This window comes from Streptomyces lancefieldiae, assembly GCF_031845825.1.
GTDB lineage: Bacteria > Actinomycetota > Actinomycetes > Streptomycetales > Streptomycetaceae > Streptomyces > Streptomyces lancefieldiae.
In genome coordinates this window covers 23899-35754 of sequence record NZ_JAVRFH010000063.1, presented here as the reverse complement: position 1 = coordinate 35754, position 11856 = coordinate 23899, and the positions used below count along the sequence as shown (strand labels likewise).

12 protein-coding genes are annotated in these 11856 nt (G+C 71.4%); 6 read left to right on the top strand and 6 right to left on the bottom strand.

The features are described from left to right. The first annotated feature begins 130 nt into the window (after positions 1-130). The 5 genes from folP (at position 131) to RM812_RS35750 (ending at position 3335) form a co-directional block, all read left to right on the top strand. Positions 131-1021 carry a dihydropteroate synthase gene (gene folP, locus RM812_RS35770; protein ID WP_311582973.1) on the top strand — a complete coding sequence of 297 codons (891 nt, stop codon included), beginning with the start codon at positions 131-133 and terminating at the stop codon, positions 1019-1021. Continuing rightward, positions 1018-1533, top strand: a complete 516-nt coding sequence (locus tag RM812_RS35765; RefSeq protein ID WP_311582970.1) for a nuclear transport factor 2 family protein — start codon at positions 1018-1020, stop codon at positions 1531-1533. Before folP ends, RM812_RS35765 begins: the two co-directional genes overlap by 4 nt. Positions 1534-1820: 287 nt before the next feature. Then, entirely contained in the window at positions 1821-2180 is a 360-nt protein-coding gene (folB, locus tag RM812_RS35760) for a dihydroneopterin aldolase (protein ID WP_100047154.1), read from the top strand. Beyond that, on the top strand, positions 2177-2788 hold the full coding sequence (folK, locus tag RM812_RS35755; RefSeq protein WP_311582966.1) for a 2-amino-4-hydroxy-6-hydroxymethyldihydropteridine diphosphokinase: 612 nt from the start codon (positions 2177-2179) through the stop codon (positions 2786-2788). Before folB ends, folK begins: the two co-directional genes overlap by 4 nt. A gap of 58 nt (positions 2789-2846) precedes the next feature. Next, positions 2847-3335, top strand: a complete 489-nt coding sequence (locus RM812_RS35750; protein WP_311582964.1) for a DUF3180 domain-containing protein — start codon at positions 2847-2849, stop codon at positions 3333-3335. A 160-nt stretch (positions 3336-3495) separates the two neighbouring features. On the opposite strand, the gene folE is transcribed toward RM812_RS35750, so the two are convergent. The 6 genes from folE to dacB form a co-directional block, all read right to left on the bottom strand. After that, on the bottom strand, positions 3496-4101 hold the full coding sequence (gene folE / locus RM812_RS35745) for a GTP cyclohydrolase I FolE (protein ID WP_102929798.1): 606 nt from the start codon (positions 4099-4101) through the stop codon (positions 3496-3498). Positions 4102-4223: 122 nt separating this feature from the next. Further along, positions 4224-6263 carry an ATP-dependent zinc metalloprotease FtsH gene (gene ftsH, locus RM812_RS35740; RefSeq protein WP_311582980.1) on the bottom strand — a complete coding sequence of 680 codons (2040 nt, stop codon included), beginning with the start codon at positions 6261-6263 and terminating at the stop codon, positions 4224-4226. Between the two features lie 196 nt (positions 6264-6459). Continuing rightward, entirely contained in the window at positions 6460-7020 is a 561-nt protein-coding gene (hpt, locus tag RM812_RS35735; protein WP_019329873.1) for a hypoxanthine phosphoribosyltransferase, read from the bottom strand. Between the two features lie 74 nt (positions 7021-7094). Next, entirely contained in the window at positions 7095-8141 is a 1047-nt protein-coding gene (gene tilS, locus RM812_RS35730; protein WP_311582953.1) for a tRNA lysidine(34) synthetase TilS, read from the bottom strand. A gap of 190 nt (positions 8142-8331) precedes the next feature. Further along, entirely contained in the window at positions 8332-9459 is a 1128-nt protein-coding gene (locus tag RM812_RS35725) for a zinc-dependent metalloprotease (protein WP_311582950.1), read from the bottom strand. A gap of 147 nt (positions 9460-9606) precedes the next feature. After that, a complete protein-coding gene (gene dacB, locus RM812_RS35720; protein WP_311582948.1) occupies positions 9607-11214 on the bottom strand; it encodes a D-alanyl-D-alanine carboxypeptidase/D-alanyl-D-alanine endopeptidase in 1608 nt (535 codons plus the stop codon). Between the two features lie 79 nt (positions 11215-11293). On the opposite strand from dacB, the gene RM812_RS35715 reads away from it, so the two are divergent. Then, positions 11294-11785 (top strand): inorganic diphosphatase, encoded by a 492-nt coding sequence (locus RM812_RS35715; RefSeq protein ID WP_064731883.1) that lies wholly within the window; start codon positions 11294-11296, stop codon positions 11783-11785. Positions 11786-11856: the final 71 nt, after the last annotated feature.

Genomic DNA, 11856 nt, shown 5'->3' with positions numbered 1-11856 from the left:
CCCCCCCCCCCCCCCCCCCCCCCCCCCCCCCCCCCGACCCACCACCCCACCCCACGCGCACCCCGCACCCCGCACCCAACCCGCCACAGGCCGCCGCAGGCACCCCGCCCCCTGGGCCTACGCTGAACACATGAGCAAGCAGACCGGCCGCCGCCACCTGGCGGGACTGACCGCATGGGACCGCTGCGCGGTCATGGGGGTCGTCAACGTGACCCCCGACTCCTTTTCCGACGGCGGCCGCTTCTTCGACACCACAGCCGCCATCAAGCACGGCCTGGACCTGGTCGCCGAGGGCGCCGACCTGGTGGACGTCGGCGGCGAGTCCACCCGCCCCGGCGCCACCCGCGTCGACGAGGACGAGGAACTCCGCCGGGTCGTCCCGGTCGTCCGCGGTCTGGCCTCCGAGGGCGTCACCATCTCCGTCGACACCATGCGCGCCTCCGTCGCCGAGCAGGCCCTCGCGGCCGGCGCCGCCCTCGTCAACGACGTCAGCGGCGGCCTCTCCGACCCCCGGATGATCCCGGTCGTCGCCGACGCCGACGCCCCCTTCGTCGTCATGCACTGGCGCGGCCTCCTGGAGGCGGGCAACGTCAAGGGCGTCTACGACGACGTCGTGACCGAGGTCATGGACGAGCTGCACGCACGCGTGGAGGCCGTTCTCGAGGGCGGCATCGCCCCCGACCGCATCGTCGTGGACCCCGGCCTCGGCTTCTCCAAGGACGCCGAGCACGACCTCGTCCTCCTGGCCCACCTCGACCGCCTGCTGACCCTCGGCCACCCACTGCTCGTCGCCGCCTCCCGCAAGCGGTTCCTGGGCCGGGTGCTCGCCGGACCGGAGGCCGCCCCGCCGCCCGCACGCGAACGCGACGCGGCCACCGCCGCCGTCTCCGCACTCGCGGCGCACGCCGGAGCGTGGGCCGTTCGCGTGCACGAGGTACGCGCCACGGCGGACGCCGTACGGGTCGCACGCGCCGTCGAGGGGGCCCGGACGGCCGCCAAGGGCCCGGAAGGAGTCCGGTGAACGCACCTCACCTCGACGTCGAACAGGTCGAGGCCGCCAACACCGCCTTCTACGAGGCACTGGAGCAGGGCGACTTCGAGCAGGTGTCGGCACTCTGGCTGACCCCCTCCGACCTGGGCGTCGACGAGTCGTACCACGACCCGGCCGACGTCGGCGTGGTCTCCTGCGTGCACCCCGGCTGGCCGGTCCTCACCGGTCGCGGCGAGGTTCTGAGGTCGTACGCGCTGATCATGGCCAACACCGACTACATCCAGTTCTTCCTCACCGACGTGCACGTCTCCGTGACCGGCGACACCGCCCTGGTGACCTGCACCGAGAACATCCTCAGCGGCGGCCCCGCCCCCGAGGGCGACGACGAGCTCGGCCCGCTCGTCGGACAGCTCGTGGTCGCCACCAACACGTTCCGCCGCACACCGTCCGGCTGGAAGCTCTGGTCGCACCACGCCTCGCCCGTACTGACGGAGGAGAACGACGAGGAGGGCCGGGACACACCCCCTGACGCACATCCCTGACGCACACCCCTGGCCCACCTCCCCGAGGGCACCCCCGAGACACGTCCCCGCCCCGGAGGACCAAGAAGTGGTTGGAATCACGGCCCGCCGGGTATGGGCGGCTACCAACCCGTGATCAGCCGGGGCCGCCAGGGGAAACTCCCGGTGAAACCTCCCGGCCGCCACCCGGACCCACACGACCCGTGGCCCGGCACTGTCGGTGCCCACGGGTAGATTCGACTGAGACCGACGTACCGCCCGCACGTGGTACGGACCGGCCGAGACCGACGACTGCAGGAGTGATTCGCGTGGATCGTGTCGCGCTGCGCGGCCTTAAGGCCCGCGGGCACCACGGTGTGTTCCCCAGGGAGCGCGAGGACGGCCAGACCTTCCTCGTGGACATCGTCCTTGGCCTGGACACCCGTCCGGCCGCGGCCGACGACGACCTGGCGAAGACCGTGCACTACGGCATCGTGGCCGAGGAGGTCGTGGCCGTGGTCGAGGGCGAGCCCGTCAACCTGGTCGAGACACTCGCCGAGCGCATCGCCCAGGTCTGCCTCAAGCACGAAGGGGTCGAGGAGGTCGAGGTCTGCGTCCACAAGCCGGACGCGCCGATCACCGTCCCCTTCGACGACGTGACCGTCACCATCATCCGGAGCCGTGTATGAGCACCCCCTTCGCCAAGGGTCCCAGCGACCCGACCGTTCAGCCGGTGCCCGCCTCCGTCATCGAGCAGGTCGACGCCGCCGACACCACGCTGTCCAACCCCAAGCGCGCCGTGATCGCCCTCGGCGCCAACCTCGGCAACCGCCTGGAGACCCTCCAGGGCGCCATCGACGCCCTGGAGGACACCCCGGGCGTGCGCGTCAAGGGGGTCTCGCCGGTGTACGAGACGGAGCCGTGGGGCGTGGACCCCGGCAGCCAGCCGTCGTACTTCAACGCGGTCGTGATCCTGAAGACCACCCTGCCCCCGTCCTCCCTCCTGGAGCGGGCACACGCGGTCGAGGAGGCCTTCCACCGCGTCCGCGACGAGCGCTGGGGCCCGCGCACCCTCGACGTCGACATCGTCGCCTACGCCGACGTCGTCTCCGACGACCCGCAGCTCACCCTGCCCCACCCGCGCGCCCACGAACGCGCCTTCGTCCTCGCCCCCTGGCACGACGTGGACCCCGACGCCCAGCTGCCGGGACACGGCCCGGTCGGCGATCTCCTGGCCACCGTCACCCGGGCCGGCGTCGCGCCCCGTGCCGACCTGGAACTGCGGCTGCCCGAGTAGTCGTTAAGGTCGACAAGGTCAGACGACCACGCAGGGGACCGAAGGGACACGGGACACCGTGAAAGAGTTGCGCATCAGGGTGCTGGCCGGCGTGTTCGTCGTCGCCGGAATCCTGTCCTGGGCGGGCGCCCGCCTGTGGAACTCGATCGGGAGCCTCCCGAGCGTCCCTCTGGCCGCCCCGGTCGTCCTCGCCCTGATCGCCGTGATCCTCCTGGCCACGGCGCTCTCGATCCGCGCCCGCCTGAAGGCCCAGCGGGACCGCGTCCAGGGCGCCAAGGGCGTCGACCCGATCATGGCGGCCCGCGCGGTCGTCTTCGGCCAGGCCAGCGCTCTGGTGGCCGCCCTCGTCTCCGGCATGTACGGCGGCACGGGCGCCTTCCTCCTGGAGTACCTCGACGTCCCGGCCCGCCGCGACCAGGCCATCTACGCCGGCTTCTCGGTCGTGGCGGGCATCGCCGTCATAGCGGCCGCGGTCTTCATGGAGCGGGTCTGCAAGCTCCCGGAGGACGAGGACGACGACCACCCGGGCGCCGCGTCGGCGGCGTGACCCACCACCGCGCCGACGCCCGTGAACACCCCACCAGGCGGCCCGCGCCCCGCTTCACCCGGCATCAACACCACAGGCCCACCGGCCACCTGCACCGCGACCCCACCGGCACCGCAGTCCCACCAGCGGCGCCAGACCCGCCGGCCTGCCCCGACGCGCGTCAGCGCGCCATGATCAGGCTCATCGCCTCGTTGCGCGTGGCGACGTCGCGCAGCTGTCCGCGCACCGCCGACGTGAGGGTCTTCGCGCCGGGCTTGCGAATCCCGCGCATCGACATGCACATGTGCTCGCACTCGACCACGACGATCACACCCCGGGGCTCGAGGATCTCCATCAGGGAGTCCGCGATCTGCGTGGTGAGACGTTCCTGCACCTGCGGACGGCGCGCGTAGACGTCCACGAGGCGGGCGAGCTTGGACAGGCCGGTGATCTTTCCGCTGGTGGACGGGATGTAGCCGACGTGCGCCACCCCACGGAACGGCACCAAGTGGTGCTCGCAGGTCGAGAACACCTCGATGTCCTTCACCAGGACCATCTCGTCGTGCCCGAGGTCGAAGGTCGTCGTCAGCACGTCCTCCGGCTGCTGCCACAGGCCTGCGAATATCTCCTTGTACGCCCGCGCCACCCGCCCTGGCGTCTCCCTCAGGCCCTCGCGGTCCGGGTCCTCGCCGACCGCGATGAGCAGTTCGCGTACGGCGTTCTCGGCCCGCTTCTCGTCGAACTCGCCGATCTGGCCCTCGCCGTCCAGCGTCACGGGGTCGGTCATCTGGTGCCTCGTTCCTGTCCTGTCTGCACTCGGCATACGAAAAACGCCGCGCCCCCCAAGGCTAGAACCTGGGGGGCGCGGCTTACATTCCGGGCCTGGTGGGGCCGCCGGGAGGGGCTGGATCAGCTCTCCGGGCGGTCCTCCGGGGCTCGTTCCGGTGTCGGGGCGGGCTCCGCCGTGGTGCTCTTGGCGGTGGAGATCGCCGCCGTGGCGCCGTTCGCTCCGTTCGTCAGTGCGAGCTCCTTCGGGGAGAGCACCGGCGGACGGGTGGACGGCGTACGGCGGGAGGAGCCGGTCCAGGCGGGCCGGGCCGGGCGCTTGACGATCTGGGAGAAGATCTCGGCGATCTCCTCCTTGCCGAGCGTCTCCTTCTCCAGCAGGGCGAGGACGAGGTTGTCGAGGACGTCGCGGTTCTCGACCAGGATCTCCCAGGCCTCGTTGTGCGCCGTCTCGATGAGCTTCTTGACCTCTTCGTCGACCAGCGCGGCGACCTCTTCCGAGTAGTCGCGCTGGTGGGCCATCTCGCGCCCGAGGAACGGCTCGGTGTTGTCGCCGCCGAACTTGATCGCACCGAGGCGCTCGGTCATGCCGTACTGCGTGACCATCGCACGAGCCAGGCCGGTGGCCTTCTCGATGTCGTTGGCGGCGCCCGTCGTCGGGTCGTGGAAGACCAGTTCCTCGGCCGCGCGGCCACCCAGCATGTAGGCGAGCTGGTCGAGCATCTCGTTGCGCGTGGTCGAGTACTTGTCCTCGTCCGGGAGCACCATCGTGTAGCCGAGGGCCCGGCCCCGGGAGAGGATGGTGATCTTGTGGACCGGGTCGGAGTTCGGTGAGGCCGCCGCGACCAGGGCGTGTCCGCCCTCGTGGTACGCGGTGATCTTCTTCTCCTTGTCCGACATGATCCGGGTCCGCTTTTGCGGGCCCGCGACCACACGGTCGATCGCCTCGTCCAGCATGTGGTTGTCGATCAGCTTCTGGTCACTGCGGGCCGTCAGCAGGGCGGCCTCGTTCAGCACGTTGGCCAGATCGGCACCGGTCATGCCGGGCGTGCGGCGGGCGACGGCCGACAGGTCGACGTCCTGAGCGACCGGCTTGCCCTTCTGGTGGACCTTGAGGATCTCCAGACGGCCCTGCATGTCCGGGCGGTCGACGGCGATCTGCCGGTCGAAGCGGCCGGGGCGCAGCAGCGCCGGGTCGAGGATGTCCGGACGGTTCGTCGCGGCGATGAGGATCACGCCGCCCTTGACGTCGAAGCCGTCCATCTCGACGAGCAGCTGGTTCAGGGTCTGCTCGCGCTCGTCGTGACCACCGCCGAGGCCGGCGCCGCGGTGGCGGCCGACCGCGTCGATCTCGTCGACGAAGACGATGGCGGGAGCGTTCGCCTTGGCCTGCTCGAACAGGTCACGGACCCGGGAGGCACCGACACCGACGAACATCTCGACGAAGTCGGAACCGGAGATCGAGTAGAACGGCACACCCGCCTCGCCCGCGACGGCACGCGCGAGCAGGGTCTTGCCGGTACCGGGCGGGCCGTACAGCAGCACGCCCTTGGGGATCTTGGCGCCGACGGCCTGGAACTTGGCCGGCTCCTGCAGGAACTCCTTGATCTCGTGGAGTTCCTCGACGGCCTCGTCCGAGCCGGCGACGTCCGAGAACGTCGTCTTCGGGGTGTCCTTGGTGATGAGCTTGGCCTTGGACTTGCCGAAGTTCATGACCCGGGAGCCGCCGCCCTGCATCTGATTCATCAGGAACAGGAAGACGACCACGATCAGGACGAACGGCAGCAGGGAGAGCAGAATCCCGACGAACGGGTTCTGCTTCGACGGCGACACGGTGTAGCCGTCGGGGATCTGCTTGTCCTGGTACTTGTTCTGAAGTGTGCTGGCGAGGGTCACGCCCTGGTCGCCGATGTAGCTCGCCTGGATCTTCGAGCTGCCCTCGACCTTTTCGCCGTCCTTGAGCTCGACCTTGACGGTCTGCTCGTCACCGGTGGTCAGCTTGGCCGACTCGACCCTGTTGTCGTTGATCGCCTGGACGACCTGGCCAGTGTCCACCGTCTTGTAGCCGCCGGACGAGCCGACGACCTGCATCAACACGACCACGGCAAGGACGGCCAGCACGATCCACATGACCGGCCCACGGAAGTATCGCTTCACGTCCATCCACACGGAGCGGTGCCGCCCCGTCCCTCCTGCCATAGTGAGTTTGATAAGACAGTTCTTCTGACGGTACCCCAGCCCGGCGGCCCTCAGCCGCACAGGACCGCTGGCGTCCCGTCTGCATGCTCCAACGGCGTGGGGGCCCCAGGGGTTCCCGGTCGGCCCCGCGAAACGCCGTGAGACGCGCTACAGAGGTGCGTCAGCCGCCGTACACGTGAGGCGCGAGCGTACCGACGAAGGGCAGGTTGCGGTACTTCTCGGCGTAGTCGAGGCCGTAGCCGACGACGAACTCGTTGGGGATGTCGAAACCGACCCATTCCACGTCGATGGCGACCTTCGCCGCGTCGGGCTTGCGCAGCAGGGTGCACACCTTCAGCGAGGCGGGCTCGCGCGAGCCGAGGTTGGAGATCAGCCAGGACAGGGTCAGGCCGGAGTCGATGATGTCCTCGACGATCAGGACGTGCTTGCCCTTGATGTCGGTGTCGAGGTCCTTGAGGATCCGCACCACGCCGGAGGACTGGGTGCCCGCGCCGTACGAGGACACCGCCATCCAGTCCATGGTGACGGGGGTGGACAGGGTGCGCGCGAGGTCCGCCATGACCATCACGGCGCCCTTGAGCACACCGACGATGAGCAGGTCCTTGCCCGCGTACTCCGCGTCGATCTTCGCGGCCAGCTCGGCCAGCTTCGCGTCGATCTCTTCCTTGGTGATGAGTACCTTCTCGAGGTCGGCACCCATGTCGTTCGCGTCCACCCGCATCACTTTCGGTCGTCCCGCCTGCCACTCCGGAGCGCTCCGGCGACCCGTGGGCGGGTCGGTGGGAGGGTCCGGATTCAGCCTTGCCGAATCACCAGTCTGCCACCCTGGCGGCGAGCCACGACTTTGCCGGGGAGGTTGATGGCCCCCTGACCGCGCCAGCCGGTGATCAGCCGGTCGACTTCCTCGATGTGGCGGGCGAACAGCGCGCCGGCCGGAGCACCGGCCTCGATGGCGGCGCGGCGCAGGATCCGACGGCGTACGGCGGGTGGGAGGGCGTAGAGCTTGGCGCATTCCAGTACGCCGGTGGCGTCGCGGACGCCGGCCTCGGCCTGGCGGGCCCAGGTGTCGAGGGCGTCGGCGTCGTCCCGGGAGAGCTGGGCCGTACGGGCGAGGGCCTCGACGACGCCCTTGCCGAGCGCCTTCTCCAGGGCGGGCAGGCCCTCGTGGCGCAGCCGGGAGCGGGTGTACGCCGGGTCGGCGTTGTGCGGGTCGTCCCAGACGGGGAGGGACTGGACCATGCAGGCCTTGCGGGCGGTCTGCCGGTCGACCTGGAGGAAGGGGCGCCGGTAACGGCCGCCGGCCCCCGAGACCGCGGCCATGCCCGACAGGGAGCGGATGCCGGAGCCTCGGGCGAGGCCCAGCAGGACGGTCTCGGCCTGGTCGTCGCGGGTGTGGCCGAGCAGGACCGCGGCGGCGCCGTGTCGGGCGGCGGCGGCGTCCAGGGCGGCGTAGCGGGCGTCGCGGGCGGCGGCTTCGGGCCCTCCCGCGCGGCCGACGGTCACGGTGGTGGCCTCGACGGGGTCCAGGCCGAGTTCGCGCAGGCGCAGGACGACCTCTTCGGCGCGCAGGTCGGAGCCGTTCTGCAGGCCGTGGTCGACGGTGACGCCGCCGGCGCGGACGCCGAGCCGGGGGGCTTCGAAGGCGAGGGCGGAGGCGAGCGCCATGGAGTCGGCGCCGCCGGAGCACGCCACGAGCACGAGCGGTGCGGGCGGGCGTTCGGGCGTTCGTTCGGCGACCGTCGAGGCGGGGACGCCGGTCGCGGTGTTCAGTTCGGTGAGGATGTCGTGGAGGACGCGGCGGACCGCCAGGCGTATCGCCGCGACCGCAGGATGGGGACCCATGTCCGGTGCCCTTCATGAAGTTTCGGGGGTGAGCCCGAGGTTCGGTCACACAGAGTGTGTAGATGGTGACAGAAACGGGCCGTTCCCTGAGCATCGCACGCCAGCGGAAGCCCCACGGTCCCTCGGACGGGTGATTGGAGGGGCGTTTTGCCTGCCGTCGGCCAGATTCGTTCACACCCGCCCGCGGGGCTCACGACTCCGGCTTGCGGTGCACCCGCGCGATCCAGTCCGCCGGTTTGGCGATCTCCGACTTGGTGGGGAGCGTGTTGGGCGAGGTCCAGACGCGGTTGAAACCGTCGACACCGCACTCTTCGACGACGGCTCGTACGAAGCGTTCCCCGTCCCGGTACTGGCGGAGCTTGGCGTCCAGGCCGAGCAGCTTGCGCAGCGCCAGGTCGAGGCGGGAGGCGCCCTTGGCGCGGCGCTGCTGGAACTTCTCGCGGATCTCCCCGACGCTCGGCACGACCGCCGGGCCGACGCCGTCCATCACGAAGTCGGCGTGCCCCTCCAGCAGCGACATCACGGCGGTGAGCCGGCTGAGGACCTCCCGCTGGGCCGGAGTCTGCACCAGTTCGACGAGCGAGCGGCCGCCGTCGTCCTCCTCCCCCTCGGGCCGGCCCCCGGCGAGGGTCTGGGCGGCCTCGCGGACACGCTCCAGCACGGTCATGGGGTCGACGTCGGTCTCCGCGAGGAACGACTGGATCTCGCCCTCGAGGTGGTCGCGCAGCCAGGGCACCGCGGTGAACTGCGTGCGGTGCGTCTCCTCGTGCAGGCACACCCACAGCCGGAAGTCGTGGGGCTCGACGTCGAGTTCCCGCTCCACGTGCACGATGTTCGGCGCGACGAGCAGGAGGCGGCCGCCGCCGTTGGCCCCGGCGGGGAGTTCGCGGGTGGCCGGGGCGAACGTCTCGTACTGGCCGAGGACGCGGGAGGACAGGAACGACAGCAGCATGCCGAGCTCCACGCCGGTGACCTTGCCGCCGACGGCGCCGAGGACCGCGCCGCCGGGGGTGCCGCCGCGCCGCTCCTGCATCTTCTCCAGCAGGGGCTTGAGGAGCTCCCGGAACCCGGCGACGTTCGCCCGGACCCAGCCCGGGCGGTCGACGACGAGGACGGGGGTGTCGTGGGTCTCGTCGGTGGCCATACGAGTGAAGCCCCGGACGTGTTCCTCCGAGGCCTTGGCGTGGCGGCGAAGTTCCGCGACGACGGCCCTGGCCTCGTCGCGGCTCACCTCGGGGCCCGGCCGTACGAGCCGGGTGGCGGTCGCCACCGCGAGATTCCAGTCGACCATGCCGGAAGATGCGCCGATGCTCGTCATCCCTCAACGGTACGTGAGCGCCGCCACTCGGGGCAGGCTGTGCGGGGCGGTGGGGTGGGCCGTGAGGGAAGGTGCCCCCGTGGCCCCGCCGGACGACCGCCCCGCCGAGGCTGCCCACGGCGGGGCGGGACCGGAGGCGCGGCGCGGCTAGGCGCAGCCGCACGCCGCCAGTTCTGTCGCCGCTTCGTCCAGGGCCGTCTGGGCCGCCCACGCGTCGGTCGTGTCGTGGGTCAGGAAGGCGAAGCCCAGGAGGCGGCCGTCGGCGGTGACCACGGTGCCGGCGAGGGTGTTGACGCCCGTCAGGGTGCCGGTCTTGGCGCGGACGACGCCGGCCGCGCCGTCCGTGTAGCGGCCGGCCAGGGTGCCGGTGAAACCGGCGACGGGGAGGCCGGTGAGGACGGGGCGCAGCTCGGGGCGTGCCGGGTCGGCGGCCTTGGCGAGCAGGGCGGTGAGCAGGTCGGCGGTGATCCGGTCGGTGCGGTCCAGGCCGCTGCCGTCGTGGAAGCGGGCGCCGCGCACGGGCAGGCCCAGTTGCTTCAGGCGGGCCGTGACGGCGGCGGAGACGCCGTCGAAGTCGGCGGGTTCGCCGGTGGCCACGGCGGTGTGGCGGGCCAGGGCCTCGGCGAGGTCGTTGTCGCTGTTGGTCAGCATCCGCTCGACCAGTGCGGTCAGCGGGGGCGAGGAGACGGTGGCGAGGGTGTCGGCGCGGTCGGTGGCCTTGGAGGGGCCTGCGGCCGATGCGGTGATGCCGTGCTCCTGGAGGAAGCCGGCGAAGGCGTCGGCCGCGTCCGCCGCCGGGTCCGCCGCGCGGAGGGCCGGGCCGCTGGTGGAGTCGTCCGTGCGGGCCTCGTCGGCCATCAGGGCGGTGACGCGGGCGAGGTTCTCGTTGACCCCGATCGGGTGCATTTCGGCACCGGAGTAGAGCGTCGTGTCGTACGACAGCGTCACCTTGCGCACGTTCCGCTTCTTCAGGGCCGCGGCGGTCTTGTCGGCGAGGGTGCGCAGGCTCGCGAGGCCTCGGGCCTCCTTGCGCGCGGTGAGGGTGGGGTCACCGCCGCCGACCAGGACGAGTTCGCCGGTGCCGGCCTCCAGGGCGGTGCGGGTGGTGAGGCGGTGATCGGGGCCGAGCGCCGTGAGGGCGGCCACGGCGGTGGCGATCTTGGTGGTGGAGGCCGGGGTGAGGGGGACGTCGGCGCCGAGGCCGTAGAGGCGCTTGCCCGTGGTCAGGTCGACGACGGCCGCTCCGCGGCGGGCGCCGAGCGCCGGGTCCTTCAGGAGCGGCTCGAGGACGTCGCCCAGGGCCTTCCCGCCCGGTGCCGCCTTGACGCCACCCGGCACACCGCCGAAGGCACCACCGAGGCCGGCCAGGACGGGCCCGGCGCTGGGGGCGGGGCGGGGCGCCCCGGGCGTCGTACCGGAGTCCGCGGCTCCGCGATCGTGATCTGCGCCACCCGTGTGCGCCTGGGCGACGGCCCGGTCCCGCTCGGCCGTACGCTGACCCGTGGAGTCCCAGGGGCCGGCGGCGGTCACCACACCGGCGGCCAGGGCCAGCCCGGCCGTGGCGGCACCGGCGCTGTACTGCCAGGTCTTCGGCCTCGTGATCCGGGCGAGCTGCGGCAAGGTGGCCCGTGCGAACCGTGCGATCCGCGGTTCGGCGGCCCGCGCGGCGCGTGCGAGACGCGGACGTACGGCGCCCGCGGCCCGCACCACACGCGGCTTCGCGGCCCGCCAAGGCCTCAGCTCTGGCACTACCACCAGCCCCTTTCGCGATCACACACCTGCGTGAGGGACACTTAACCACCAGAACTATGTGCTGATCATGGAGGAGCGTCCGGTGGAGTTCGACGTCACGATCGAGATCCCGAAGGGTTCGCGGAACAAGTACGAGGTGGACCATGAGACGGGTCGGATCCGCCTGGACCGTCGACTCTTCACCTCGACCGCCTACCCGACCGACTACGGCTTCGTCGAGAACACCCTCGGCGAGGACGGTGACCCGCTGGACGCGCTGGTCATCCTGGACGAGCCGACCTTCCCGGGCTGCCTCATCCGCTGCCGCGCGATCGGCATGTTCCGGATGACGGACGAGGCCGGCGGCGACGACAAGCTGCTGTGCGTCCCGTCGACCGACCCGCGCGTGGAGCACCTGCGGGACATCCACCACGTGTCCGAGTTCGACCGCCTGGAGATCCAGCACTTCTTCGAGGTCTACAAGGACCTGGAGCCCGGCAAGTCCGTCGAGGGCGCCAACTGGGTCGGCCGCACCGACGCCGAGATCGAGATCGAGCGGTCCTACAAGCGCTTCAAGGAGCAGGGCGGCCACTGATCAGCGCCCCTCCCGTCCCTTCTGTGAACGGGCCGCACGCATGCGTGCGGCCCGTTCACATTTGGGTACGC